22 protein-coding genes and 1 pseudogene are annotated in these 26,575 nt (G+C 68.5%); 7 read left to right on the plus strand and 16 right to left on the minus strand.

What is annotated here, in order from left to right:
- Positions 1–37 precede the first annotated feature (37 nt).
- From ACJ8AN_RS26100 to ACJ8AN_RS26115, 4 genes are all read right to left on the minus strand, one after another.
- A complete protein-coding gene (locus ACJ8AN_RS26100; RefSeq protein WP_407758179.1) occupies positions 38–1,477 on the minus strand; it encodes a hypothetical protein in 1,440 nt (479 codons plus the stop codon).
- Between the two features lie 129 nt (positions 1,478–1,606).
- Positions 1,607–2,347 (minus strand): WD40 repeat domain-containing protein, encoded by a 741-nt coding sequence (locus tag ACJ8AN_RS26105; protein WP_407758180.1) that lies wholly within the window; start codon positions 2,345–2,347, stop codon positions 1,607–1,609.
- A 164-nt stretch (positions 2,348–2,511) separates the two neighbouring features.
- Entirely contained in the window at positions 2,512–2,703 is a 192-nt protein-coding gene (locus ACJ8AN_RS26110; RefSeq protein WP_407758181.1) for a hypothetical protein, read from the minus strand.
- A 75-nt stretch (positions 2,704–2,778) separates the two neighbouring features.
- A complete protein-coding gene (locus tag ACJ8AN_RS26115) occupies positions 2,779–4,884 on the minus strand; it encodes a catalase (protein ID WP_407758182.1) in 2,106 nt (701 codons plus the stop codon).
- A 235-nt stretch (positions 4,885–5,119) separates the two neighbouring features.
- Here ACJ8AN_RS26115 and ACJ8AN_RS26120 point away from each other — a divergent pair, with 235 nt between their 5' ends.
- Positions 5,120–6,415 (plus strand): hypothetical protein, encoded by a 1,296-nt coding sequence (locus ACJ8AN_RS26120; RefSeq protein WP_407758183.1) that lies wholly within the window; start codon positions 5,120–5,122, stop codon positions 6,413–6,415.
- 85 nt (positions 6,416–6,500) lie between these two features.
- Here the strand turns inward: ACJ8AN_RS26120 and ACJ8AN_RS26125 are convergent, their stop codons facing one another.
- From ACJ8AN_RS26125 to ACJ8AN_RS26135, 3 genes and pseudogenes are all read right to left on the minus strand, one after another.
- Positions 6,501–8,897 (minus strand): glutamine--tRNA ligase/YqeY domain fusion protein, encoded by a 2,397-nt coding sequence (locus tag ACJ8AN_RS26125; RefSeq protein ID WP_407758184.1) that lies wholly within the window; start codon positions 8,895–8,897, stop codon positions 6,501–6,503.
- A gap of 160 nt (positions 8,898–9,057) precedes the next feature.
- Positions 9,058–10,980 carry an ATP-binding protein gene (locus ACJ8AN_RS26130; RefSeq protein WP_407758185.1) on the minus strand — a complete coding sequence of 641 codons (1,923 nt, stop codon included), beginning with the start codon at positions 10,978–10,980 and terminating at the stop codon, positions 9,058–9,060.
- A 416-nt stretch (positions 10,981–11,396) separates the two neighbouring features.
- A pseudogene (locus ACJ8AN_RS26135) lies at positions 11,397–11,750 on the minus strand (RtcB family protein); the annotation flags it as partial.
- Between the two features lie 132 nt (positions 11,751–11,882).
- Here ACJ8AN_RS26135 and ACJ8AN_RS26140 point away from each other — a divergent pair.
- The 5 genes from ACJ8AN_RS26140 to hxsC are packed head-to-tail and all read left to right on the plus strand — an operon-like array spanning position 11,883 to position 17,979.
- Positions 11,883–14,417, plus strand: a complete 2,535-nt coding sequence (locus ACJ8AN_RS26140; protein ID WP_407758186.1) for a hypothetical protein — start codon at positions 11,883–11,885, stop codon at positions 14,415–14,417.
- The gene (locus tag ACJ8AN_RS26145; protein ID WP_407758187.1) at positions 14,414–14,971 is read left to right on the plus strand and encodes a hypothetical protein; all 558 of its coding nucleotides are present in this window, start codon (positions 14,414–14,416) and stop codon (positions 14,969–14,971) included. The genes ACJ8AN_RS26140 and ACJ8AN_RS26145 overlap by 4 nt, the downstream gene beginning before the upstream one ends.
- 35 nt (positions 14,972–15,006) lie before the next feature.
- The gene (gene hxsD / locus ACJ8AN_RS26150; RefSeq protein ID WP_407758188.1) at positions 15,007–15,363 is read left to right on the plus strand and encodes a His-Xaa-Ser system protein HxsD; all 357 of its coding nucleotides are present in this window, start codon (positions 15,007–15,009) and stop codon (positions 15,361–15,363) included.
- Positions 15,364–15,377: 14 nt separating this feature from the next.
- Positions 15,378–16,820, plus strand: coding sequence for a His-Xaa-Ser system radical SAM maturase HxsB (gene hxsB / locus ACJ8AN_RS26155; RefSeq protein WP_407758189.1), 1,443 nt, complete (start codon positions 15,378–15,380; stop codon positions 16,818–16,820).
- A gap of 4 nt (positions 16,821–16,824) precedes the next feature.
- The gene (hxsC, locus tag ACJ8AN_RS26160; protein ID WP_407758190.1) at positions 16,825–17,979 is read left to right on the plus strand and encodes a His-Xaa-Ser system radical SAM maturase HxsC; all 1,155 of its coding nucleotides are present in this window, start codon (positions 16,825–16,827) and stop codon (positions 17,977–17,979) included.
- 51 nt (positions 17,980–18,030) lie between these two features.
- On the opposite strand, the gene ACJ8AN_RS26165 is transcribed toward hxsC, so the two are convergent.
- Together ACJ8AN_RS26165 and ACJ8AN_RS26170 are read right to left on the minus strand one after the other, a co-directional pair.
- Positions 18,031–19,188, minus strand: coding sequence for an RtcB family protein (locus ACJ8AN_RS26165; RefSeq protein ID WP_407758191.1), 1,158 nt, complete (start codon positions 19,186–19,188; stop codon positions 18,031–18,033).
- Complete coding sequence (locus tag ACJ8AN_RS26170) at positions 19,185–19,598, minus strand: ribosome-binding factor A (protein WP_407758192.1); 414 nt, start codon at positions 19,596–19,598, stop codon at positions 19,185–19,187. The genes ACJ8AN_RS26165 and ACJ8AN_RS26170 overlap by 4 nt, the downstream gene beginning before the upstream one ends.
- A gap of 329 nt (positions 19,599–19,927) precedes the next feature.
- Between ACJ8AN_RS26170 and msrB the strand changes: the two genes are divergently transcribed.
- The gene (gene msrB / locus ACJ8AN_RS26175) at positions 19,928–20,350 is read left to right on the plus strand and encodes a peptide-methionine (R)-S-oxide reductase MsrB (protein ID WP_407758193.1); all 423 of its coding nucleotides are present in this window, start codon (positions 19,928–19,930) and stop codon (positions 20,348–20,350) included.
- A gap of 3 nt (positions 20,351–20,353) precedes the next feature.
- Here msrB and ACJ8AN_RS26180 read toward each other — a convergent pair whose 3' ends face one another.
- The 7 genes from ACJ8AN_RS26180 to cheB all read right to left on the minus strand — a co-directional run bounded on the left by ACJ8AN_RS26180 (position 20,354) and on the right by cheB (position 26,532).
- On the minus strand, positions 20,354–21,235 hold the full coding sequence (locus ACJ8AN_RS26180; protein ID WP_407758194.1) for a DNA-methyltransferase: 882 nt from the start codon (positions 21,233–21,235) through the stop codon (positions 20,354–20,356).
- Between the two features lie 196 nt (positions 21,236–21,431).
- Entirely contained in the window at positions 21,432–21,737 is a 306-nt protein-coding gene (gene rpmE / locus ACJ8AN_RS26185; protein WP_407758195.1) for a 50S ribosomal protein L31, read from the minus strand.
- Between the two features lie 126 nt (positions 21,738–21,863).
- Positions 21,864–22,772 (minus strand): 5'-nucleotidase, encoded by a 909-nt coding sequence (locus ACJ8AN_RS26190; protein WP_407758196.1) that lies wholly within the window; start codon positions 22,770–22,772, stop codon positions 21,864–21,866.
- 72 nt (positions 22,773–22,844) lie between these two features.
- A complete protein-coding gene (locus ACJ8AN_RS26195) occupies positions 22,845–22,976 on the minus strand; it encodes a hypothetical protein (protein ID WP_407758197.1) in 132 nt (43 codons plus the stop codon).
- A gap of 8 nt (positions 22,977–22,984) precedes the next feature.
- A complete protein-coding gene (locus ACJ8AN_RS26200) occupies positions 22,985–23,848 on the minus strand; it encodes a tetratricopeptide repeat protein (protein ID WP_407758198.1) in 864 nt (287 codons plus the stop codon).
- A 77-nt stretch (positions 23,849–23,925) separates the two neighbouring features.
- Positions 23,926–25,461: a CheR family methyltransferase gene (locus ACJ8AN_RS26205; protein ID WP_407758199.1), complete on the minus strand. Its 1,536-nt coding sequence runs from the start codon at positions 25,459–25,461 to the stop codon at positions 23,926–23,928.
- A 6-nt stretch (positions 25,462–25,467) separates the two neighbouring features.
- Positions 25,468–26,532: a chemotaxis-specific protein-glutamate methyltransferase CheB gene (gene cheB / locus ACJ8AN_RS26210; protein WP_407758200.1), complete on the minus strand. Its 1,065-nt coding sequence runs from the start codon at positions 26,530–26,532 to the stop codon at positions 25,468–25,470.
- Positions 26,533–26,575: the final 43 nt, after the last annotated feature.

Genomic DNA, 26,575 nt, shown 5'->3' on the forward strand with positions numbered 1-26,575 from the left:
CCCACGAAGAGGCCACCGGGCGAAAGCACCCGCGGGGCTACGGACCCCGGAGGACGGTCAATCCCTGCTCGGTGAGCACGAGCAACATGCTCGGCGTCACGGTGTGCTCGTAGACGAGTTGCAGGACGCGTTGGCCGGACACCTGCGGCACCCGGGCCAGCGTCGTGCCGTCCGGCTCCAGCCGCCAGAGGCCTCCGCCATTCGTGCCGATGTAGAGCGCCCCATCGTCCGTCGCCTTGAGCGAGAGGATGCGATTCGTCGGCAACCCGGAGAGCCTCGACCAGTTGCCCGTGGAGCGTGACTTCGGCGTCATTGCCCAGACGCCGTACTCCGCGCTGCCCAGGTAGTACTTGCCCGAGGTCGTCTGCTCGAAGGCACGCCAGAAATCATCCTCCGCCTGACCATTGAGCGCTTCGTTGAAGCCCTTGAAGCGCCACGGCGTGGGACCCGTCCAGGTGTACTCGCGATCCCACTCCTCGAGCTTCGCACTGGGGACGAGCACTCCGACCATCTGCTCGTTCGCGACGAGCACGTCTCCGTTCGGCGCGATGCCGAGCCCGTACATGTACGGGCACTGGAGCGACTCGTCCGTCGAGCCATCCGGATTGTGGGTGATGAGGTACCAGCCCGGATGACGGTGGCTGTTGTACGTGAGCCCCTGGATGCGGGTCACCCCGTGGTTCGTCGTGATGTACAGGTCGCCGCGATACGGGCCGCGCGTCACGCGAGCGCAGTTGAGGATGCTGCGGTCCTCCTCGTAGTGGAAGTCATTGGTGTTGTGGATGCCGATCTGCTTGCCCGCGTTCGACGCGCCGGTGGTGCGCCAGATGTGCTCCTCGAGCGCGACGCTCCCATCCGGCTGGAGCCGGACCGCGTCGAGATCGCCCTTCTGGTATTCGGCGTAGCGCTCGGGCGTGTAGTTCGCGTCGCCCGGCCCGGGGATGTACGTGCGCTGCACGATGCCTTCCGCCCGTTGCATCTCATACGCGCGATACCCCACGTACGCGCGCCCGGCCTCACCGCCGCAGATGACCGTCGAGCCCACCGCGAGCGCCTCCCGGCCGCCAAACTGACGCGCCTGACCGATACCCGTGCTCCACTTCGGAGCCGTCTCGCCCGGGCGCAGCACGCCAATGCGGTTGCCCTCGAGCAGCCAGAGGTTCAGCCCTTCATCGAGCCCCACGCTCTGCGGAGTGCCGACGCCAAACGACCGCGAGTAGTCGAGCACCACGTCCACCGGCCACGGACCCGCATCCGGAGGCTCACCGGCATCGGGCGTTCCCGCGTCCCCCGGCTCGCCCGCATCGGGCGGCGTCCCCGCGTCCTCGCCCGGCGTGGAGGGAGTGCCCGCGTCCTCCGAGGGAAGCGGAGGAGTCTCCGAGGGAACTTCGTTTCCTTCCGAGGGACCGGGTTCCTGGGTCCCCGGCGGGTCGACTGTCTTGGTCCGGTCAGCGCAACCCCCCGCGAGCACTGACATGATCGCGAGCCCCGCCCCCACCACACCTGCGCGAATGCCCATCCGTGCCTCCGTCAACGGAAGCTCATTCGCAAGTCCCGGGCCGACGTCTCCCGGGAGCGGCTCGGCCTCCCGGGAGACGGGCTCGCCTCAGAATCCGGTCAGCACGAAGATCGAGCGCTGGCCGTTGATGCAGTAGGCGATCGCCGTGCCGTCCGGCGACACGTCCACGTCCTTGAGCGCGCTGCCCGACTTCAGCAGCTGGCGCGTGGGCTCGGCCCCCTCCTGGAGCGTGAACAGCTCGAGCCCCTTGTCAGTGAGCACCGCGAGCCGCTTGCCATCGGGGAACCAGTCCGCCCCGGTGAGATAGTTGTCGGTGTCGATGACCGTGGCCGTGGCATCGGTCACCAGGTCGCGGATGCGAATCGAGTGGGTGTCGTAGTCGTGGTACAGCAGCTTCTTGCCGTCCGGGGAGAAGCGGAGCGAGTAGATGCCGGAGGAGTCCGGCATGGACACTGTCCGGGTGGAATTGTCCGAGAGCTTGAGCAGCACGGGATCGAACTCGTTGAACGCCACGTACTGGCTGTCCGGCGAGACATCCAGGGCAGTCACTCCGAACGAATCGTGGACCAGACGCGGCGTGCCTCCCGCGGCCGCCACCGCGCTCACGCCATCCTCGCTGGCGAAGTAGATCTCCCCGCTCGTGGGGTGCCAGGCGTTCTCGCAGAAGGTGGAGCACCCCGAAGCCAGCACCTGGAGGTTCTTCCCGTCGCGATCCACCACGGCGAGCGAGTCATTGAGGCCCTCGCCGTAGTCGAACGAGAGCCGCTGTCCATCGGGGGAGAAGCGCGGTGAGTTGGCGGTGACGCCCGACGGCATCGGGATCGTCACCGTCTGGGGTCCCTCGGGCGTGGTGTCGGGGGACTCGGGCTCGGAGCCACAAGCGGCGAGGAAGAGGACGAGACCCAGGTTGAGGTAGCGCAGGTGAGAGCCTCCTTCGAGTGGGCCGCCATCCTATGCGGTCCTCGCTCTCCGGGCTCCTGCTTGTCCCGCCCTCAGAAATCCTCGGGCTTGGGGCCCTTGTAGGTGACGGCGAAGGGATCGAACGGCTCCTCCTTGCGCTTGGGCTTCTCGCGCGGGGTGGTCAGGTACGGATCGATCTTCACCCGCAGGCCAAACACCTTCGGGTTCTTCTTCGTCTCTTCCCGCGGCTGCCCGAACTGCTCGGTCTTCTTGGAGTCGCTCATGGCCCGGGCATTGTAGCGCGGAACGGCGCGGCGGAGGGCCTCATGAGCCCACCGCCGCGCTCATCCCGCTCCCCGTCAGGCCGGAATGCTGCTCCGGTCGAGGCGGCTCCAGTACCGGTGCTCGGCGATCGCCGCGATGAACGTGGCGCCGAAGGCGTTGCCGGCGCTCGCACCGTCCTGGCTCACGACGACGCCCGGCGCCGAGGTGGAAATCCCGCAGGCCGCCAGGAGCTCCGCGCCCTCCATCGTCGCGCCGATGGGCTTGCAGTGACGGTACGCCTCCTGGACGAAGTGCAGCGCCTCGCCGTCCTTCTTCAGCACCGCCACGCTCGCCGCGCCTCCGGGGATGAAGACGGCGTCGTACTCGATGGAGTCCGTCGTGAGCGAGCTCTTGTCCACCTCCACGTTCTTGCCGTGCACGGCCTTCACCGTGCCGAGGTGCTTGGCGATGACCTTCACCTTCGCGCCCGCCTTCTCGAGCGCCGCCTTCGCCGCCTCGACCTCCCGGGCGTCCACCCCGTCCGCCACGAGGAAGCCGATGCGCCGCGTCTTGATGGAGTTCTTCTTCGTGTTCTCGATGCTCAGGGCCGGCGACTTGTCGATGTTCCCCTTCACCGGGGACAGCGGGGGCACCGCCAGCCCGAGCCCCGTGGCCACCTGCGTGGCGAGCTCCCCGTCGATCTTCGCCAGAATCCGCTCCACGACGCGCTGGCGGATCTCCTTGGACTCCACCTTCCCCAGCTCGAAGCTCAGGGCCGCGACGATGTGCTCCTTCTCGGGCCGCGACATGCTCCGGTAGAACATGCCGGCCTGGCTGAAGTGGTCCGAGAAGGACTCGCTCCGGGCGCGCGTCTTCTCGCCGCCCACCTTCTCCTGGAAGTGCGTGAAGCCGCCCTGGCTCGCGGAGGAGAGGAACGGGCAGCCGCCGCCGAGCGAGTTCGGGTGGTAGTTGGCGCGGCCCACGTTGGCGGTGTGGCGCTTGAAGCCGTCCTGCTGGTGGTTGTGCACCGGCGCGAGCGGGCGGTTGATGGGAATCTCCGCGAAGTTCGGCCCGCCGAGCCGCGTGAGCTGCGTGTCGAGGTACGAGAAGAGCCGCGCCTGCATCAGCGGGTCATCCGTGAAGTCGATGCCCGGCACGATGTTCGCGACGCAGAAGGCCACCTGCTCCGTCTCGGCGAAGAAGTTCACCGGGTTGCGGTTGAGCGTGAGCTTGCCGATGCGCTTCACCGGCACCAGCTCCTCCGGGATGATCTTCGTGGGGTCGAGCAGCTCGATGCCGAGCTTCGCCACGTCCGACTCCTCGATGAGCTGCACGCCCAGCTCGTACTCGGGGAAGTCGCCCTGATCGATGGCCTCCCAGAGATCTCTCCGGTGGTAGTCCGGGTCCTTGCCCGCCAGCTTCTGGCACTCGTCCCAGACGAGCGAGTGCACGCCGAGCACCGGCTTCCAGTGGAACTTGACGAAGCGGGAGACGCCCTTGGCGTTCACCAGCCGGAAGGTGTGGACGCCGAAGCCCTCCATCATGCGGTAGCTGCGCGGGAGGGCCCGGTCGGACATCGTCCACATGACCATGTGCGCCGACTCGGGCATCAGCGAGATGAAGTCCCAGAAGGAGTCGTGTGCCGTCTGGGCCTGGGGCATCTCGTGGTGGGGCTCGGGCTTGGCCGCGTGGATGACATCCGGGAACTTGATGCCGTCCTGGATGAAGAAGACGGGGATGTTGTTGCCCACCAGGTCGAAGTTGCCCTCCTCCGTGTAGAACTTCACGGCGAAGCCGCGCACGTCGCGCACCGTGTCCGCCGAGCCGCGCGAGCCGGCCACCGTGGAGAAGCGCACGAAGACGGGCGTCTTCACCGCGGGGTCCTGGAGGAAGCGGGCCTTGGTGTACTCGGCTTGCGACTCGTACACCTGGAAGTAGCCGTGCGCACCCGAGCCACGTGCGTGGACGACACGCTCGGGAATCCGCTCATGGTCGAAGCGGGTGATCTTCTCGCGGAAGTGGAAGTCCTCGAGCAGCGTGGGCCCGCGCGCGCCGATGCGCAGCGAGTCATCCGTGTGCTCGATGCCGATGCCCTGGTCCGTCGTCATCCGCTGGCCCGTGGGGTCCGAGCGGTCCTTCGCGAGGGCCTCATGCTTGCTGTGCTCGTTGATGCCCACCGTTCCCGAATCGTTCTTTTTCACCGTGTCTCCTCCCGGGCGTACCGCAATGCACACGGGCCACGGCCGAAGCGAGCGATTCCCTCACTCGGGCTCCAATGGACTGCGCGTTGGCGAACGGACCGGCACCGGGCCTGTCTCCTCCAGGGCAGCCGCGAAGGCGCCTGTCGGAAAGCGTGCGTCCAGGCAGGCGCCTCCCTCCTCCGGGCCACGCGGGGAAGCGTTCGCCGCACCAGCGGTTACGATGGCTCCGCGCCCTATGAACTCCAGACGCTCCAGCCGCCCGTTCCTGCTGCTGCTCGCCCTCGTCCTCCCCCTGGGAGCGAGGGCCTTTTCCGTTCCGGACCACGAGACGATGACCCGGGTGTCCGTCGACGCGGTGGCTGCGGGCGGCCATCCCCAGCTCGCGAAGTACGAGGCGGCCGTGGTGGAGGGCAGCCGGGCGGAGGATCTGAACCTCCCCGTGAAGTGGGCCGGCTACAACCACTTCTTCCACCCGGGCACGTCGCTCGACTCCTCGTTCCGCAAGGACTCCGGAGCCCGCGTGCGCGTGCTGTGGCAGGAGGCCGAGGAGGCCGCGAACAACGGGGACCTGGAGCGGGCGTTCGACCGCGTCGGCCACCTGGTGCACCACATCCAGGACATGGCCGTGCCCATGCACGTGGTGCCGGTGATGCACGGGCTCTCGGATCGCTTCGAGCAGCACCCCGCGGGGCAGCTCACCCTGGGCCGGGAGCTGGCTCCGCTCTCGGGTGAGGACGCCCAGCTCGCGCTGGCGCAGGAGACGCTGAAGGTGGTGCGCACGAGCTCGCTGCCCGTGGAGGGAGGCGCCATCCCCTGGAGCGCGTTCTGGGCCGAGCCCACCCTGGTCAAGGCGGGAGCGTTCGGCGCCTACGGAGCGGTAGGCAACGTGTTCGATTCCCAGGAGGTGCGCTACCAGGGGCGGACGTGGAAGGTGGACCCCTCGGCGTACGACGACTTCGTGGACGCGCGAGTCGAGTCGGCCGTGGCCTACTCCCGTGCCTTCCTCGCCTGGGCCTCGGAGCGGCTCACCGCGCTGGCGGAGGCTCGCAACGCGGCCAACGTGGCCATGAAGCCCCAGTGGAAGCCCTCTCCCTCGCTCGCCCTGGAGCTCGTGGGCGGTGCCGTCACCTCGCTGCGCGGGGCGATTCCGGTGGCGGGCGCGCGAGCCCTGTTCCCCCTGCCCTGGTCCATGGGACTGTCGGCCGGCTACACGCGGGCCCTCGGCAATCCGCTGCTGGGGGGCACCGGGAGCACCTGGTCGCTGGCGCTGCTCTCTCCTCCCCTGCTGACGGCGCGGCTCGGTGACTCGGGAGGGCTCGACCTGCGCGCCACGGCGGGCGCGGACCTGTGCTCCGCGAATGGGATGAACCGCCCGGCCCTGCCGGTGGGCCTGCGCGTCCACACGCTGCTCAATCGCAGGATTTCACTCAGCGCCGAGGCGCAGTACCGGGCCTTCGCGCCCGCCACGTCCCCCTGGGCCAACGGCGTCACCTTCACGGTGGGCACCGGCTTCACCTGGGGCGACAACTAGGAGCGGCGGCTGAAGCGAATCGGCCCCGGGAGGAGATTCCCCGGGGCCGAGCCTCACCGCACCGTCTTCGCGCGCTCGCGCGGCACTACCCGAGCATCTCGCCCAGCAGACGCGCGACGGCCTTCGGGTCGGCCTGGCCGTTGGTGGCGCGCATGACCTGGCCCGTGAAGAACCCCATCAGGCCCTTCTTCCCGCCCCGGTACTCGGAGACCTTCGCGGGGTTGGCGTCCATCACGCCCTGGATGGCCGAGCGCAGCTGCCCCTCGTCACTGACGACGCGCAGGCCCTTGCGCTCCACGATGCGAGCGGGGGCCTCGCCAGAGGTCTGCGCCTCGGCGAGCACGTCCTTGGCGATGCGGGCGCTGATGCTGCCCTCGGACACCAGCGCGACGAGCGCCGCCAGGTCCTCCACGCCCACGCGGTTGCCGCCCTCGCGGATGGCCGTGCCCAGATCGTTCACCACCCACGGCGCCAGCTCCCCGAGACGCTTGCCTCCCGCGCCCTCCAGGTACGCGGCGAGCTGCGGCTCGCGGGCGAGCAGGTGCGCGTCGTTCTCGCTGACGCCCTGCTTCACCAGGCGCGAGAACACGGCCTCCTGCTCGCTCGAGAGCGCCGGACGGGCCACGGGCGCCGCCGGAGTCTCCACCTTCTTCTCGGGCCGGGGCTTGCTCTCCGCCTTGGGCTCGGCGGCCTCCGCCTTCTTTCCCCAGGTGTCCTTGAGCGTGATGATCCGGTTGAACACGAGCGCGGTGTCGCGGCTGTCCACCGGGTCGCGCCAGAAGTAGCCGGCGCGCTCGAACTGGTAGCGGGCGCTGGCCGGCTCCTTCGCGACGCTCGGCTCCACCAGCCCCTGCGTCACCACCAGGCTGTTCGGGTTCACGAAACGCATGAAGTCCGTGTTGACCGGCTGCGTGTCGTCCTCGTGGCCGGGCTGCTCCGGATCGAACTGCGCCGCCTCGCTGTCCGGCTCCGGCACCGTGAACAGCCGGTCGAACAGACGGAACTCGGCCTTCACGCCGCGCGAGGCGCTCACCCAGTGGATGACGCCGCTCGCCTTGGCGTCCTCACCGAGCAGCGTGACGCGCAGCTCCGTGGGCTCTCCATCCGCGCCAGTCACCACCTCGTCGCAGCGGATGATGCCCGCGCCGCGCAGACGCACCGTGCCGCCCGGCGTGAGCCGCTTGAAGCCCTTGGGCGGGTTCGCGCTGAAGTCCTCGCGCTCGATGACGAGCTCGCGCGTGAGCGGAACCTCGCGCACGGCCCGCTCGCCCGGCACGCGCTCGCCATTGGGCAGCGGCACCTTGCCGTCGGCGCTGCTCGTCTCCTGCTGGGGCCAGTACGGAAGGCTCAGCAAGCGCTCCTCGCCGAGGTTCTGGAGGACGACCTTGAGCGGGCGCATCACGGCCATCACGCGGGGCGCGCGGAGGTTCAGGTCGTCGCGCACGGCGTTCTCGAACATGGCGAGGTCCACCGTGCGGTTGGTGCGGCTCACGCCAATCTGCGACGCGAAGGCGCGCACCGACTCGGGGGTCACACCGCGCCGGCGCATCGCACTGATGGTCGGCATGCGCGGATCATCCCAGCCCTTCACCACTCCCTCGCGCACCAGGCGGCGCAGCTTGCGCTTGCTGACGACGGTGTACTCCATGCTGCGCCGTCCGAACTCGTACTGGCGCGGCGGCGTCCGGCCCGTCTCCTTCGCGGGAAACAGGTTGTCCATCAGCCAGTCGTAGATGGCCCGGTTATCGATGAACTCCAGGCTGCACATGCTGTGCGTGATGCCCTCGAGCGCGTCGCTGATGGGATGCGCGAAGTCATACATCGGGTAGATGCACCACGTGTCCCCGGTCCGGTAATGGGACGCGTGGAGGATGCGGTAGAGCACCGGATCGCGCAGCTTGAAGTTGGGGTGCGCCAGGTCGATCTTCGCGCGCAGCGCGTGCTCGCCGTTCTTGAACTCCCCGGCGCGCATGCGGCGGAAGAGGTCCAGGTTCTCCTGGACGCCGCGGTTGCGGTACGGGCTGGGCGTGCCCGGCGTTTCCGCGGTGCCGCGCAGGCGGGCCATCTCCTCGGCGCTGACGCTCTCCACGTACGCGAGGCCCTTCTGGATGAGCTGCACCGCGAACTGGTAGAGCTGCTCGTAGTAGTCCGAGGCGTAGAACAGGCGCGAGGTGTCCCACCCCACCCACTGCATGTCGCGGATGATGCTGTCCGCGTACTCCTGCGTCTCGCCCTCGGGGTTGGTGTCATCCATGCGCAGGTGGCAGACGCCGCCGTAGTCCTGCGCGGTCATGAAGTCCAGGTAGCTGGCGAACGCGTGGCCGAGGTGCGCGTACCCGTTGGGCTCCGGCGGGAAGCGCGTGACGACGCGGGTGTGCCGCCCGGCGCGCAGATCCTCGTCGATGACGTCCGTGATGAAGTTCGGGGAGACCCGGCGCGCCTCGGGCGCGGGAACCAGGTCGGCAGCTGACGGCTTGCTCATGGGACCATTTTATGGCCCGCGACGGGACGGAAGTCCTGCGAAAACCGCGCCCGGCCCACCGCCCGGCGAGCGGGCGCCCTGCCCCAACCCGGAGGGCCCACCGGAACGCCCCGAGGCCCGGGAGTCCCTCGGAGGCGCCGGTCCGGGCTCACGCGGGGGCTCAGGCCCCCTCGCCCTTCACGGGGAGCTCGAGCGAGAAGGTGGCGCCCTGGCCCGGGCCGGGGCTGGTGCAGGTGAGCCGGCCCTTCATCTCCGCGGCGGCCAGGGCGCTGATGTGCAGGCCAAAGCCGTGCCCAGACTTCTTGGTGGTGAAGCCCTGGGTGAACAGGCGCGCCAGGTTCTCCGCGGCGATGCCCAGGCCGTTGTCCGTCACGTCGAGGAGCAGCCGCTCTCCCTCGGGCGCCTGCCGCACACGGATGCTCAGGCACTTGTTCCGCTGCTCGCTGTCCACCAGCGCGTGGCGCGCGTTGCTCAGCAGGTTGATGAGGATCTGCAGCAGCTTGTGCCGGTCCACGAAGATGGGAGGCACCTCGGTGTAGTCGCACTCGATGCGGATGCCCAGCTGCTCGAAGGAGACGGCGTGCAGACGCAGGGCCTCATCGATGAGCTGGGGCACGGCCACCTGCTCCACGGCCCCCGCGGCACGCGCGTGCTTCTGCTGCATGCTGACGATGGACTTGATGTGCTCGACGCTCTGCCCGAGCGACTGCATCTCCTCGAGCATGGCGTTGCGCTCCTCCACCAACTGGTCGGACACCGCGATGAGGTAGGGCGGCAGCTGCTGCCCTTGCGGATGCTGGGTGAGGAAGGCGGCGAGCTCCGGGGCGTGCTCGCGCAGGAGGGCGGTGGCCTTGGCCAGCCCGGTGACACGCGAGCGGCGGAGCCGGTCGGTGACGAGCGTGGTGGAGATGTTGACGCTGTTGAGCGTGTTGCCCACGTTGTGGAGCACGCCGGTGGCGACCTCGGCCATGCCCGTCTGGCGGGAGACCTCCACCAGGGTGCGGTGCATCTCTCCCAGCCGGGCCTCGGCCTGCTTGCGGCTGGTGATGTCCCGGCAGATGAGCGTCACCCCCGCCGCCTGGCCGTCCTCCGTGAGGATGGGGTGGAGGGTGACGTCCAGCACGATGCGCGTGTCCCCTAGCGAGTACGTCTCCTCGTAGCGCAGACGCTGGCCCTGCCGCATCAGGACGAGGCGCTCCTTCCAACGCGGGACGCGCTCCAGCCCCGACTCGCTGAAGAGCCACTGCCCCGGCTCGGCCTCCTTCCCGAGGAGCCTCCGGTAGAACTGCTTCAGGGACTGGTTGGCGACGAGCATGCGCCCCTCGGGGTCCAGCAAGGCCACGAGATCGTCCGTGCTCTCGACGATGCTGCTCAACTGTCTCTCGCTGCCCCGGAGCTGCTTCAGTGCCCGCTCGAGGGAGTGGTGGGCCGCGTCCCGCGCGGTGGTGTGCAACGCGCTCAGTCCCCAGATGCCCATGAAAGAGATCGCCGACATGAAGTGCCGGACCCAGAACCGGGGCAGGGAGAAGGACTCGGCGGAGAGGTCGATGTGGGTGGTGAGGTAGAGGGGATGGAGCCCATCCATCACCACGGCGAGGAAGAGGGTGAAGAGCAGCGACCGGCGCGGCCCCAGCAGGTACACGGAGAAGGCGGGGAGCAGGAGGTTCATGGGGTGCACCCCGCCCTCCATGTTGGCCTTGTTCACCAAGACTCCGCCCAGGAAGCCGGCCGCGAGGGTCGCCAACAGAATGACCGCTGGAACCACGAACGTGGAGGCCCTGCGCGCCGCCACCAGGGTCACCACGTACAGCGCGCCCGCGAAACCCGGGAGGGGGGAGTACGGCGCGAACAGCGTGCTCACCAGGTACAGCGAGGCGAGCATGAGCATGAACCACGTGACCCCGATGAGCACCCGGTGACGCACGAGCTCCTCGGGAGGCGCGTGGCGCAGGGGCTCCGAGAGGAAGAAGTCCAGCCAGCCCAGCACGCCCGGGGCCTTCTCGGGAGCCGGGGCGGCCGTGGGGAGGAGCGCGGGTGACGTGGGAACGTCCTGGCGAGTCTCGGGGGGAGTAGGGAGCACCATGTCCGGGGAGCCATTGTGAGGAGGAAAGGCCCCCCCGACTCAAGGGGCATGGTGCGATGGCGCCGGACTTCGCCGGCAAGAGACCCATGGCTGCCCGTCCGGCCCCCATACGGGCCCCCCCCGGTGCCACCGGGCCCAGGGAAATCTGAAACAGCGGGGCGGGTCCGGCAGGGAGGGACAGCGCCCGTTCCGCGCGACCCCGCCCCACCCGGCGGTCCTCGTGACCGTGGTGGACGCTCGGGGCAATCCGCTCCTGGATGCGCACGTCACCTTCACCCAGGATGGAGGCCCCGTGCGGCTCACGCTCCCGGACTGACCTGGAAGCACGGCGACGCGCTCCGTGGCGGCCCGGCCCCTGAGCGGGAAGCTCATCGCCGAGGGGACTGGGTGTCCGGAAAGTCATCGAGCGGGTCACGTCAGCCTTTGAGCACGGCGATGGGCGTGAGCCTCGACACCTGCGTCACCAGTTCCGCCTCGTCCTCCAGCACCTCCGCGTTATCCCGGTAGGCCTCGGGCGCCTCCTCCACCAGGTCCTCCACCCGGCCCCGGTCGAACACCACCCGGCGCAGTGCCTGCTCCAGCGCCGCCTGGCGGATGCGCGCCCGAGCCTCGCTCCGCGTGAGCACCCTCCCCGCTCCGTGTGAGCAGGAGCGGAAGGCCCTCGGCTCTCCCCTCCCCTCCACCACGTACGAGGCCGTCCCCATCGAGCCGGGTATCAGCCCCCGCTCTCCCGCCTCCAGCCCCACCGCGCCCTTGCGATGCACGAGCAGCCCGAGCAGATGGGCCGTACGAGGTGCTTCACACCGTACAGCTATTTGGAGGGCCAAACTTGGGGGCATTCGAGTCGCGCGTGTCGAGGCCTCGGACACATCCTCGCAGCACAACTCCTGTCCGAGGGTCTCTTGCTCGACGGCAGCATCCGGCTCTACATTGAGGTCAACGTGACCAAGAGCAGGCGGAGGGGACCCAGCGGCGCGTCGATCATCGGCGCAATCTTCGTCATTGGGCTGATGGCGCGATTGCTCTCATTGATCTGGCTTTATCTGGTCATTGGAGGAGCGTTGGCGCTCTTGGGTTGGATGGCCGTGGTGCTCGCGCGGCGAGCGCGCGCAACACCGAGCCCATCCCAGCCCGTGCCAGTGGGGGCGCCCGGCCCAACCCCTCTACCCAGCGACCAGTTCCGCTCGCTGGTTCCCATCGACCCAACGGTCTTCGACGATCCGGCGCAGGCCAAGGCAGCAGCGATCAAGACCTTCGTGACCTGGGCACGCCAACTGCCGATGGCTCCGGAAAATCCCTCCGACCTCGTGCGCTCTCTCGAACTGCGAGTGCAATACACCGGTCGGCTCGCCACGACGATCGCCGAGCGCAAGGTCGTAGCGCGAGAGGCGCCCCATCGTGGGACTTCACCAACAACAAGTTCCCAGCTTGCCCCGGACGCCGTCGACCCATGGGCGTTCTCACCGGAAACGCTCCGGAGCGCCAGCCTGTACGTTGCCCCATGCACCCCATGCACTGGCGCGGGGAAGGTCCCCTGCTCCACGTGTCGCGGTACCCTGAGTACCACGTGCCTCAGCTGCAACGGTACCCGCAAGGCGTATGGCTACGCCTCGAATGGCTCCCGCCGGCTCATGAACTGCAAACAGTGCAACGCTAAGGGCGAGATCAAATGCACTGCCTGCACCGAAGGCCGGGTGACGTGTCAGACATGCCGCGAGACAGGCCGGATGGAGCATTGGCTCGAGTTCCTCGAGACGAGCCGTAGCGTCGTGCAGGTCGCACTGGACAGCGACAAACTGCGCGCATTCCGGTGGAGCACCGCCGGGCCACAAGCATCCCCTACGGAGATTGAAGCTGATGCAAAGCCGCTCGGTGAAATCGCGGCTCACGGAGCGCTCGACGAAGAGAAGGTCGCCGAGATTGTGCCGCGCGCCTGGATTCAGGCGAACTGGCGGGCGCTCCAGCCAGGGCTACGCCCTGGAGAGCGCATCCAGAGCCAGACGCTCCGGTTCTACGAGATTCCGAGCGTCCAGTTGTCGTACTCGGTCGCGGATGGCCCTCCAACGGTGATTGGTTTCGAAGGGCGTCGGATGCTCGCGCCACCGGCGTCCGTCGACCAGCAATTCGAGGCACGAGCCCAGAAGATCCGTCTCGCTCGCGCTGCGCTCCTGGTGCTGGGGGCCGGAGTTCCGCTCGCGTACCTCGTCCGCGGTTCCTACTTCTGGAACGGATGGGTCGGAGCGTTGACCGTTTGTGTGGTGGGCGCAGCGGCTGCCGGCGAGCGCTTCGTGCGGGAAGCGACTCTGGGCCGGGAAGGAGCCCGCCGTTGGGCGGCGGCCGTAGCCGCCACTGTCATGCTCGCTTGTGGCATGGCCGTGGGAGCGGAGCCGAGCCTGCGTGCGGCGCAGCGACATCTCTCGGAGGGACATCTCGAGAAAACGAGGATGGAGCTCGCCGCACTCGGAGAGCCCGACAAGGAGGCCCACGCTCAAGCCTGGGCCGCCCTCCACCTCGCGTACGCGCTCAGAAGTAACGATGTCGGTACCGTTGCGAGCGAGGCCGCGCAGATCCCAAAAGGGCTTCCGCAGCGAGAGCCCGCCGAGCAGCGGCTCTACGAACTCACCCGTCTCACCGTCCAGCAACAACTCGCCAAGAAGGACCTGGGGACTGCCCAGGCCACCCTCGCCCAGGCAACGCCGGTACTCCAGGGGGACGCGAAGGAGAAACCTTTCGGGAGAGATCTCGCGGAGCTGAGCGCACAGGCCAAAGACGCTGAATTCGCGGAGTGTGCGACGGATGCCTGCCGCTGGAGAGCCGCATCCGAGGCAGCACGCGCCATGCCGTCGGAGGAGCGGAAACAGCGGCTGATCGCCGCCCGTGCCAGGATCGTGGAGGGGCTGACGCCCCAACCCCGCGCAGGTGAGCCGGCGCAGTCGCGGCTCCAGCGACTCGACGAGGTCGCCACGCTTGCCAAGGCGATCAGCGAGATGCCCGGGGACGAGGATCTCAGCGCGAAGGCGCGAGCGGCTGCCACGTGGACCCGCGACGAGCGCCGGAAGATTCCGCTCGTCGGAGCCGAACGGGCAGTCGCCGCCGAGCTCCTGGGCATCCCCGCTTCTACCGGCACGGATATCCTCAGCACCGAGCGCTCTCCGGTGGCCGTGTACTGCGCGATGAAGGGAGGGCGATGCGCGGGCGTGTACCTCGTTGGCAGCACCAAGGGAGCCCGCGTGCTCAACGACTCCGCTCATGCCGCTGCCACCACAGAACTCTTGTCACAGGCCTTGGGCCATCCCACCTCACTCCCCTCTCCACCCAGCACCGTCAGTGGAAAAGCTCTCACGCTGACCAGATGGAACGACGGAGGGGTAACAGTCGTGGCAAGGTGGCGTGACTCGAGCCTGATGGAACTGCGAATCGGGGATGCGAAACCATGACGTCCAAGCCACCCGGCATCCTTTCGGTCAGCGCATCCATCCTGGCACTGCTGGCGGGAGCGGCCTCCTCCGGGCTCCTCGTTCCCAGCGCGGAAGCCCAGATCACGCAGCCAGTGTTGCGGCGTCGGGACGAGGAGGAAGACACCCAGGAGCTCCTCCTCGCCGTTCCTCCAGACGGGGCCCAGGTCATCCTCGCGTCGCACCGCTCACACCGCTCTCACTCCTCCCACAGCAGTCATTACTCCGGGCACAGCAGCCACAGCAGTCACTACTCCGGTGGAGGAAGCAGTGGCTACAGCGGTGGCGGAAGCAGTGGCTACAGCGAGCCCTACGTGCCGCCTTCCCCGCCAAAGCCAGCCACCGTCTCATTCGTGGCCTATCCGGGCGGCCGTATCTCCGTCGACGGAAAACCGGTGGGAGAGGACACGACGGGGCGGCTCAATCTGGCCGCGGGAAAACATGTGGTGCACGTCGAAAACCGGTTCCTCGGTAGCACCACGGTCGAGGTCGAGCTCAGCGAAGGCCAGACTGGCGAGCTCAAGCTCGAATGGTAGGCGCCGCCATCAGCCCGGCTATGGAGTGAGAACACGTGACAACCAGAGAGCAGGACGCCGAGACCCGCACGGCCTTCGTCTTCCGGAATGCGTCCGTTCAGGTGACGGTCGACATGCGCGCCTACCGCCTGGCGGCGGTCCAGAAGACGGCCTACAAGCTCGCGGAGCGGTGCACGGCGGTGATTGGCGCGCCCGAGGGGAATGGCCTGCCCATCACATTCGTCTTTCGTCCGGAGACCGTCGAGTCAGACGCGCTCGAGGTTGTACGGCTCTTCTTCCAGGAGCTTCTGGACCAAGAATTGCGTGAGCAGATTGGCGACGAGACCCGGGCCGTCCGTGCACTGATTCTCGCGCAGGCGTTCTCGCGAACCAACCTCATCCGGCATGACTGACAGCGAGTCGCCCCATGTTCCGTGATCGCTCCGAATACAAGCCGGCCCCGGACTACAAGCTCGCCCCCTTCCGGTTCGGACGGTTGGAGGGCGACCGCTACATCGCGACCAATGATGTCGGCGAATACGTCGTACTTTCGCGGGAGGACCTCGTCGCCTTCGCTGGCCGCAAGCTCTCCCCTGAGCACCCAACCTACAAAGCGCTCAAGTCCAAGCACTTCCTGTTCGATGACAGGTCGCGGGTGGCACTTGACCTGCTTGCCCTGAAGTACAGGACCCGCGCCGAGCACCTCGCATGGTTCACGGGGCTGCATATCTTCGTGGTCACGCTGCGCTGCGACCACTCGTGTCAGTACTGTCAGGTGTCGCGCCAGGCCGAGGGTCGCGCCAATTTCGACATGTCGCGTGAGCACGCGGACCGGGCGCTCGAGTTCACGTTCCGCAGCCCCTCGCCGACCATCAAGGTCGAGTTCCAGGGCGGTGAGTCGCTACTCAATTTCGAGCTCATCCGCTACATCGTCGAACGGGCCTCGGAGCTGAACAAGGAGCACGAAAAGGATCTCCAGTTCGTCATCGCCACCAATCTGTCCAGGCTCTCCGACGACATCCTGTCGTTCTGTCGAGAGCACCGAATCATTCTCTCTACCTCCTTGGATGGCCCCGCGGACCTCCACAACGCCCAGCGCCCCGTGCGCGGCGGCAACAGCCATCAGACGACCGTCGAGGCCATCCGTCGGGCGAGACGGGCGCTCGGTCCGGACTCCGTCTCCGCGCTCATGACGACGACCCAGGCGAGTCTGGGCCGTGTGGAAGAGATCATCGACGAGTACGTGCGCCAGGACTTCCACAGCATCTTCCTGCGGAATCTGAGCCCCTACGGTTTCGCCGTTCGCCAGCGCGAATCCCGCAAGTACAGCGTCGAGGACTGGGTCGAGTTCTACAAGCGGGGTCTCGCGCACATCTTGAAGCTCAACGGCCAGGGATACCCGCTCCGGGAGGAGTTCACGTCGATTCTCCTCCAGAAGATGTTCTCCCCGAGGGGCTCCAGATACGTCGATCTGCAATCGCCTGCTGGCATTGGCATTGGTGCGATCGTCTACAACTACGACGGCGCCGTGTACGCGTCCGACGAGGGACGCATGCTCGCCGAGATGGGTGATCATTCGTTCAGGCTCGGGCATCTCGCCCGCGACTCCTACGAAACGATCATGACGTCCGAGACCCTCCTCTCCCACCTGAGCGACACGATGCCGGAGGGCGCCCCGATGTGCAGTGACTGCCCGTTCCTCCCCTACTGTGGCGCGGACCCCGTCTTCCACCGGGCCACCTTGGGAGACGCCGTCGGGCACAAGGCCTTCAGCGCCTTCTGCAAGAAGCAGATGGCGGTCCTGAGGCACGTCATTGGGCTTCTCGAGAACAATGCACAGGCCCGCGCTACGCTTCTGGGGTGGGTCTGAAATCATGCCTCTGAATCTCTCGCCGCCGGGGCTGCGCCCGCTGTCGGAAGTCTCTCCATCTCCGTTCATCGGTCGCATCTGCGGACGTCCGGACCATCCAGAAGCCGCGCGTGCGCGGGAGATCCTGCTCGTCCGAGGGAAGTTCGACAACCTCCCCCGAGGATTCCGTGCATACCTGCTGGAGGAGGAAACCACGAACGCCGCCCCTCAGGACGTGTACGTCCTCGGGCCCGAGCAGCGCTACCTGGCCGAGGGCGACGTCATCCGCCTCGATCCGGCGCGCAAGACCCTGACTGCCCTCTATCGTCGCTCGTCACCGTCGAACACATTGCTCGTGACCGAGCGCTGCGACAATTACTGTTTGATGTGCTCACAGCCTCCGCGGAAGAAGGACGACTCCTGGCTCTTGAATGAGTTGGAGGAGGTCATTCCGCTCATCGATCCCGAGACGCGGGAGATCGGCATTACAGGCGGAGAACCCAGCCTGCTGGGAGATCGCCTCGTCCAACTCGTCGAGATGCTGAAGCAGTACCTGCCCAGAACAGCCGTTCACATCCTGTCCAACGGGCGGAACTTCTCGAAACACGAACTCGCCCACGCACTGGCTCGGGTGAAACACCCGGACCTCATGATTGGGATTCCATTGTACTCCGAGCTCGCCGAGGAGCACGACTACGTCGTGCAAGCCCAAGGGGCCTTCGATGAGACCATCCGGGGAATCCTGAACCTGAAGCGCGCACGGGTGCGGGTTGAGTTGCGGTTCGTCATCCATGCCGAGACGTACTCACGCCTCCCGGAGTTCGCGAGCTTCGTCACGCGCAACTTGTTGTTCGTTGATCATGTCGCCCTCATGGGGCTTGAACTGATGGGTTTCGCGAAGACGAACCTCCGTTCTCTTTGGATCGACCCTGTCGACTATGTAAATGAGCTCACGACTGCCGTGCGTGTGTTGCACCGGGCAGGGCTGAAAACCTCAGTCTACAATCACCCCCTGTGTGTCCTGCCCCGCGAGCTGCATCCGTTCGCACGTAAGAGCATCTCGGACTGGAAGAATGTGTACTTCAACGAATGTCGGGACTGCACTCAACGAGATGCCTGCGGAGGCTTCTTTGCATCCGCAGCCCTGAAACGCAGTCGAGGCATCTCCCCGTTTTCGTAACCCCGATAAGGCAGGAGGCGGCGGGAATCGCTCCCGCCGCCCCCACTCACCTCAGCCTTTGAGCACGGCGATGGGCGTGAGCCTCGACACGGGCGTCACCAGGTCCGCCTCGTCCTCCAGCACCTCCGCGATATCCCGGTAGGCCTCGGGCGCCTCCTCCACCAGGTCCTCCACCCGGCCCCGGTCGAACACCACCCGGCGCATGGCGTGCTCCAGCGCCGCCGGGCGGATGCGCGCCCTCGCCTCGCTCCGCGTGAGCACCCTCCCCGCTCCGTGCGAGCAGGAGCGGAAGGCCCTCGGCTCTCCCCTCCCCTCCACCACGTACGAGGCCGTCCCCATCGAGCCGGGTATCAGCCCCCGCTCTCCCGCCTCCAGCCCCACCGCGCCCTTGCGGTGCACCAGCAGCACCCGGCCCCCGTGCGTCTCCTCCGCCACGTGGTTGTGGTGCACGTCCACGCTCGCGCCCGGCTCCGGCTCGCACCCGAGCGCCTCAGCCAGCACCTCCACCGCTCTCACCGCGAGCACCTCGCGGTTGGCCCGGGCGAAGCGGCAGGCCCACTCCATATCCGCCAGGCACGCGGCGCCCTCGGACGAGTCGGTGCGCAGGCCCGGCAGCGAGCCCTCTCCCCTCGCGGCCGCCACCCGCAGGTGGTGCGCGGCGATGGCACTCCCCACGCCTCGCGAGCCCGAGTGGATGAGCAGCCACAGGTCTCCCCCGCCGTCCCGGTCCAGCTCGAGGAAGTGATTGCCTCCCCCGAGCGTCGCCAGGTGCCTCGGCGCCAGCCGCTCCCAGTCCTTCTGGAGCCGGTGGGTGGAGAGGCTCGCGGCCTGGAGCCCGGGCGGCAGCGGCAAGCCCGAGCCCCGATGCACGGCGTCTCCCACCGGCACCCGCCTCGCGATGGAGGACAGCAGCCGCTCCAGGTCCGCCCTCCCCAGAGACGCCGCCGGGAAGGAGAACCGGTGCGCACTCACGCCGCACCCCAGATCTCCTCCCAGCGCTCCCGGGACGACGGTACGCTCGGTGGCGAAGACGGTGCCCACCGCCACGCCCTGGGCCATGTGCACATCCGGCATCGCCGCCACGTGCTCCACCACGTACGGCTGGCTCGCGAGGTGCCGCAGTTGCTTCTCCGCTCCCGGTGGCACCTCGCGCGCCCAGGCGAGGATGGGAACGGCTCCCGACGGGCTCTCGAGGACACGAGGCATCATGGCTCGTCTCCTTCCCCGCCCGAGGCCAGGTGCGGCGCCACGCCCACGCAGATGAAGCGCAAGTGCGGCACTCGCTTGAGATTCAGGCCCAGCGCGAGCTGCGAGCGGATGTACCCCGTCGCGCGCTCGAGGGCCTCCTCCACCGGGGCCGGGCCGGACTCCTGGCGCTCGGGAGGGAGGGTGAAACCGATGCGGGCCTGGCGGCCATCCGGGGACAGCTCGAGCGTCGTCACCGCGACGCCCTCGAGCAGCGGATCGGACAGCTCGCCTCGGAAGAGGAGGGACACCTCCTCGAAGAGGGTGGACTGCAGGCGCAGGTGGCGCGCCGGTATGGTGGCTTCTTCGGACGAAAAGGAATCAGCGCCCGCGCGCCGATGGGACGCGCGGGGACGACGAGGCTTCGAGCTCATGGAGCGAACGGTTCCCTGCACGCCGCACCCGGAAGCGGGCACGGCGCGTCGTGTCAGGTGAAGACGAGGCTCCACGCCGGCGTTCGGGCGCCGGAGTCAGCGGGTCCGTTCTAGCGAGAAGACGGAACGCGCCCGGTCACTCGAGCGGCGGCGTGGAGAGGCCAGAGACACCGTTTCGCACACGTCCCATGGCACACCTCCCGCCTCGCGAGGTCCGATTGCGCGAGCCAGCCCTACAAAATGAGACCGCCCGTCCCAGGTGTCAACGCCCGGGCGGACCCCTGCGGAAACCGTTGCCCCCGAGGGTGCCGGACCGCAGGATGAAACCCATGGTCGACAAACTGGTCCTCAATGACGAGGAATGGCGGAAGCGTCTGACACCCGAGGAGTACCAGGTGCTGCGCAAGCACGGCACCGAGCGGCCCTATACCGGGTGTTTCCTCGGGACGAAGGAGCCCGGCACGTACGTGTGCGCCGGCTGCGGCAACCCGCTCTTCAAGGCCGGAGAGAAGTTCGAGTCCGGCACCGGCTGGCCCTCCTTCACCCAGCCCCTCCAGGCGGACGCGGTGACGGAGTACCGGGACGTGTCCCACGGGATGACTCGCACCGAGGTGCGCTGCGGCCGGTGCGATGGCCACCTGGGACACGTCTTCCCGGATGGCCCGCCGCCCACGGGGCTGCGCTACTGCATGAATTCGGTGGCGATGAAGCACGTGCCGGAGGGCCAGGCCCTCCAGCTCGTCACCAAGTAGGGCTCAGCGGGCCGCGCGCTCGGCCTCGACGAGGCGCTTCTTGGACAGCTCGAGGTACTGCGCGTCCATGTCGATGCCCACGTAGCGCCGGCCCAGCTTCAGCGCCGCCACGCCCGTGGTGCCGCTGCCGTTGAAGGGGTCCAACACCAGCGCGTCCTCGGGGGTGCTCGCCTCGATGACGCGCTCGAGCAGCGACACCGGCTTCTGCGTGGGGTGGCTGCCGTGCGCCTTCTCCTCGCGGCGCGGCGCCGTCATGGTCCACACGCGGCCGGACTCGTCGGCCGTGAGCTCCTCGTCGCCCGTGCGCGGCAGCGCCCACACGTCGCGCATCTGCTTGCCGCCGTTCTCCGCCTTCATCTTGGCGTAGTTGAACGTGTGCTGGAGCTTCGCCGCCGGCTTGGGCGAGGCCCAGATGAGCAGCTCGGAGGAGTGCGTGAAGTAGCGGCACGCCAGGTTGGGGCTGGCGTTGGGCTTGTACCAGGTGACGGTGTTGAGCAGCTTGTAGCCGAGCTTCTGCATGGCGAAGCCGACCGAGAAGATGACGTGCTGCGTGCCGCTCACCCAGATGGTGCCCGTGGGCTTGAGCACGCGCTGGCAGGCCTTGAGCCAGGCGCTGGTGAAGGCATGGTCCTCCTCCACCCCGCGCGACACGTCCCAGCCGCCCTTGTTCACCGCGGCGCGCTTGCCGTTCTTGCAGGTGAAGCCGCCGTTGGACAGGAAGTAGGGCGGGTCGGCGAACACCATGTCGAAGGTGCCCGGCTCGAACTGCTCCATCAGCGCCAGGCTGTCGCCCTGGTACAGCCGGTACGCATCGCTCTTCGCGTAAAGGCTCTCGCGCAGAGAGGGCTGCTGAACGAGCTTCAGGGCAGTGGCTTCCGCGGACATCTCGCCTCCGTCAGGGGTCGTCGTGACGGGCGGGAATGTGCGGGCAACAGCGTGCTACGTCCAAATTTTGGTCTGTAGCACCCTGAAACTTGACGCGAAACGCGGGGTGCGGAAACGCCGCGAGCACGGCGGGATGTCTCTCGGGGAGACCTCCAGCGCCGTGCTCGGCGGGTGCAACCAGGTTGCGCGGAAGAGACTAGGCCTTGGCCTTCTTGGCGGTCTTCTTCGCGGCGGGAGCGGTGCCCTCGGCGGGAGCAGCGCCACCCTCGGCGGCCGGGGCGCCCTCGGCGGCGGCGGCGGCGGGCTTGGCCGCGTACTTCTTGCGGAACTTCTCCACGCGGCCCGCGGTGTCGAGCAGCTTGTACTTGCCGGTGAAGAAGGGGTGGCAGTTCGAGCAGACTTCCACCGTGAACGAGCCACGGGTGGACTTGGTCTCGACGGTGTGGCCGCACGCGCAGCTGATGCGGGAGGCGGGGTAGACCGGGTGCAGATCGGGCTTCATGTGGGACGACTCCTGCGCCTTGCCCCCACCCCTCGAGGTGGGAGGTCTGGCGTTTCTAGGGTAGGCCGGCGCTTATAACGGCGGACCGGCCCTGGCACAAGGCCCGAGACCGGGCCCCATCCAGTCCTAATGAGATGCGCTGCCCGGAGGTTGGATTCGCTCCACCCGCTGTTTCAGCTCCGGGTCCTCCTCGAATTCGCTCCCCAACAGGACATACGAGAGCCGGTGCGTGCGCTTGAGCCCCTGCTTGCTCGCCTCCGTCTGGGTCACCAGCCCCTTGCGGCGGGCCTCGAAGTTCTCGATGGTGGCCTGCCACGTCTTCCGGGTCTGCTCGTCCTTCGCGACCGCGAGGCTCTCGCGCGCCTGTTGGAGGTTGGAGTCGATGATGCGGAGGTTCTGCTCGGCGCGCGTGGCCTCGTCGAGGTCCGCGAAGGCGCCCGGACCGTCCACGGACAGCTCCAGGCGGGCGAGGTGCCGCCCCCTCTCTCCCGAGGGGACGAGGGAGGCGAAGTCATTGCGCTGCGCCATGCCCGGAGGCCGGCTCTCATGCGACTGGAGGATGAAGTCCATGCTGTCGCCCGCCTCCTGGGAGAGCTTGATGGCCTCCAGGTAGGGCACGGCGGCGAGCACCACCACCACGTCCACCTTCTCCTTCTGGCGCAGGCGGCGGGCCTCGGCGATGGCGGCCGGCACGGGGGGCTTGCCCACCACGCCCTTCGCATTGGCCACCGGACCCTCGGGCGAGACACCCACGAGGCCGAACTTCAGCCCGCCCACCGTCACCACCGTGGAGGCCGGAAAGAGCGGCTTGCCCCCCGCGTCCACGAGGTTGGCGGACAGGAGCTTCATCTTCCGCCCCTTCGCCCCCCGGGTGAGGAAGTCCACGCCGAGTGTGAGATCTCTCCAGCCCACGGCCATGGCGGTGGTGCCCAGGGCCTCCATCTGCTCGAGCACCAGGGAAGCGCGCTCCTTCTCCTTCGGCTCCCCGGGCATGGGGGCCTTGAAGAGCGCATTGCCCGAGTCCACCAGCAGCACCGCCCCGCCCTTCGCGCGCTCGCGCGCGACGGCCGTCTTTCGTCTGGCCAGACCGCCAGACGGGTTGTGGCTTCAACCACAGGGGGCGATCTCGCCCCCGTTGTCTCCGGTGAAGAGGAGCACCACCTGCTTGGGCGCCGCGCCCGCCACCCAGGGCGTCAGCAGCAGCGCGAGCAGGGCCAGCAGGAGCGGGCCCAATGCCACGTGGAGTCTCACTTCTTGCCCCCCTTCTTCGGTTCGGCCTTCTTCGCCTTGTCCAGGTCCGCGAGCCGGGCCTTGGCCGTCTTCGCCGCGTCCGACTTCGGGTAGCCCTTCACGAGCTCCTCGAGCGCCAGCCGCGACTCCTCCTGCATCTTCAGCTTCTTGAAGCACTCCGAGGAGCGCAGGTACGCGTCCGGCGTGGCGTCCGCCTTGGGGTACTCCTGCAGCAGCTTGCCATACTCGAAGAGGGCCTCGCGGCACTTGTCCTCGGCGTAGTACGTCTCGCCCAGGCCGTAGTGGGCCTCGGCGGCCAGCGCGTCCTTGGGCCACTTCTTGAGGAACTCCGAGTAGAGCTGCCGCGCCAGCGCCACGTCCCCCCCCTTGGCCTTGTCCTGCGCCAGCGCGAGGAAGTCCTTCTTGTCCGTGGGGCGCTTGAGCTCCTCGGCCTTCTTGCGCGCCTCGGCCTCCTTCACGGCCTCGTCGCCCTTGAGGGCGGTGAGCTTCTTGTCCGTCTCCTCGTTCGTCTTGGCGAGCGCCGTCTCCAGCTCGCCAATCTTGTGGAGGTACGTCTCCACCTGGCCGCGCAGCTGGGAGAGGTCCTCCACCGTCTTCTGCAGCTGGATGCCGATGTCCGCGCCCGAGCGGCGCGACGCGGTGTCCAGGCTCTGCAGGGCCTTGGAGACCTCGGCGATCTTCGCGTCGATGCGCGGCAGCGTGGCATCGAGCTGCTCGTGCGTCTGTTTCAGCTCCGCCTGGAGCCGCGCCTGGGTTTCATCCATCTTCTCGAGGCGGGCCTCCAGCTTCCGGCCCCGGTCCGCGGGGTAGAAGCAGCCGGAGAGCGCGAGTGGGAGGGCGATCAGAGCAAGCCTTCGCATAGGGGGGCGCATCTTAGGGGCAAACCCCCCGGCCCGCCCGGGCTTCTTCACGTCCCCGGAGCCCGCCTGCCCGCTCGTCAACGCGGCGGAGGGCTCCCCGAGGCCCGCTCCACCCGCTCGATGGCGCGCACGCAGGCCACCTGGAGCCGGGCGTTGTTGAGGAAGAAGGGCGTCGCACGGGCCCGCCCCTCCTCCAGCGAGCGCAGCGCCTTGCGGTACTCCCCGGCGGCATCCGCCAGCGAGCCCCACTGCTCGAGCAGCATCCCCAGCAGGTAGCGCGCCGCGGCCAGGTCCGGGTCCAACTCGAGGCAGCGCCGCAGCTTCTCCGCCGTCTGGGGGCTCGCATCGCCGCCCGCGGCCCACTCCAACACCTGGGCGAAGAGGGCATCCACCTCGTGCGCACCGGCCTGCCCGGGTCGTGCTCCGCCAGATGCGTCCGCCTTCGCGGCGGGCACCACCGGAAAGCGCCCCGAGACGGCCGAGGGCTCCGCGGGCTTCGTGGAACCCACCGCCGGGAAACGCCCCGAGGCTGGCGACTCTGGCGCCTTCGTGGAACCCACGGCCGGGAAGCGGCCCGAGGCCGGCGACTCCGGCGCCTTCGTGGAACCCACCGACTGGAAGCGGCCCGAGGCCGGCGACTCTGGCGCCTTCGTGGAACCCACCGCCGGGAAACGCCCCGAGGTCCGCTCCGGGCCCCGCTCCGTCCCGGCCAGCGTGGAGCCCGCGTCCGAGGCGGACCGGGCCCCCACCGATGACAGGCCCGGGGAACTCGGTGTCCGCACGGCGTCAGGGGAAGGCGTGGCCTCCTGCGCCCGGGCATAGAAGAAGGCCTGATCGAAGCGCATGGTGCGCAGGCTCGGAGGCGCGCGCAGCAGCGGCTCGGCGGCGGAGAGCACCAACAGCCCCTCGGGCGCGAGCCGCCCGGCCAGCGCATCCACTACCCGCTCGAAGGACTCGGAGCTGAAGTAGATGAGCACGTTGCGGCAGAGGATGACGTCGAAGCCCTGCCCCTCCGCCGCCGTCGGGTACGGCAGGTCCATCAGGTTGTGGCACTGGAAGCTGGCCCGCTCCTTCAGGTGCCCCACCAGCGTGAAGCGGCCCGGGCTCACGGGAATGAACCACCGGTCCCGCACCCCGGGATGCACCCGCTGCAACTGCTCCGAGGTGAAGCACAGCTCGCGCGCCCGCACGATGGCCGTGTCCGAGATGTCCGTGCCCAGCACCGTGCTGGAAGGGTCGGCGCCCACCTCGGCGAGCATCACCAGCAGCGTGGCCACCTCCTCGCCCGTGGCACAGCCGGCGCTCCACAGCCGCAGCGGCCGGTGCATCCGCGCCACCAGCGGCTCCAACACGTGCGAGCGCAGCGCCGCCAGTTGCGACTCGTCCCGGAAGAGCCCCGTCTTCTGCACGGTGATGGCGTCGATGAGCTCGGCCAGGTCCGCGGCGCCCGCGGGCGACTGCAGGTGCAGCAGGTGCTGCATGCTCATGCCGCCGGGCCGCGACGCCAGCTTCTCGCCGAGCCGCCGGCACTGCAGCTCGCTCAGGGCCATGCCCGTCCGCCGCGCCACGAACGCGTGGAGCTGGGAGAGGACGGACGGGGAAGTAGGGGCCACCGGGCCTCAGCGCCCCGCGGGGAGGGCGTCACCCCGGGCCAGCTTCACCAGCGCGCCCGCGATGTCGTCGCCGTGGACGAGGTGGTCCACCGCCTTGCGCGCCACCGCCGTGCCCGGCATGCCGAACACCACGCAGGACTCCTCGTTCTGCGCCAGCGTCAGGCCTCCCGCCTGCTTGATGGCGAGCATGCCGTCCGCCCCGTCCTCGCCCATGCCGGTGAGGATGAGCCCCAGCGTGCGCCGCCCGTACGCCTTGGCCGCGCTCTCCAGCAGCACCGTCCCCGAGGGCATGTGCCCATCGCGCTCGACACCCGGCCGCAGCGCCACCCTCCCGCGGAAGGGGATGACCATGTGCTGCCCCGGCGGGGCAATCAGCACGTTGCCCGGCAGCAGCTGCTCGCCGTCCGTCGCCAGCCGCACCTTGAGCTTGGAGGAGTTGGCCAGCCAGCCCGCGAGCGACTCGGCGAAGGCGGCGTTGATGTGCTGCACGATGCAGATGGGCGCGGAGAAGTCCGCCGGCAGCTCGGAGAGCATCCGGAAGAGCACCTGCGGGCCTCCCGTGGAGCTGGCCACCGCCAGCACCCCGAAGGGCATGCCCATGGACTGGGTCGGCGCGGGCGTCCCACCCTGGCCCGGCAGCGGCGGCCGGCGCTTGCCGTGGATGTGCCGGATGACCCGCACCGAGGACAGCAGCTTCACCTCGCGCGACAGGTTCCACGCCTCCGGCCCCGCGTCGATCGAGGGCTTGATTTGAAGCGCCAGCGCCCCCAGCTCCAGCGCCCGGCACGTGAGCTCCGGGGCCTGCTGACGCGGATCCGCCGTGAGCATCAGGATGGGCGTGGGCACCTCGGACATGATGTGCTCGACGGCCGTGAGCCCATCCATCACCGGCATCTCCACGTCCATGGTGATGACCTGCGGACGCAGCTCACGCGCGGCCTCGAGGGCCTCCTTGCCGTTGGTGCAAGTCCCGACGACCTCCAGATCCGGATCCCGGCCCAGTGCTTCGCAGATCAGCTGTCGGCAGATGTGCGAGTCGTCGACGACCAGCACTGACACTTTCTTGCCCATGTGGCTTCCATACCCCGTGCGCGACGGGCCGAGTATACCCAAT

It is taken from the genome of Archangium sp. (genome assembly GCF_045802675.1).
Classification (GTDB): Bacteria; Myxococcota; Myxococcia; order Myxococcales; family Myxococcaceae; genus Archangium.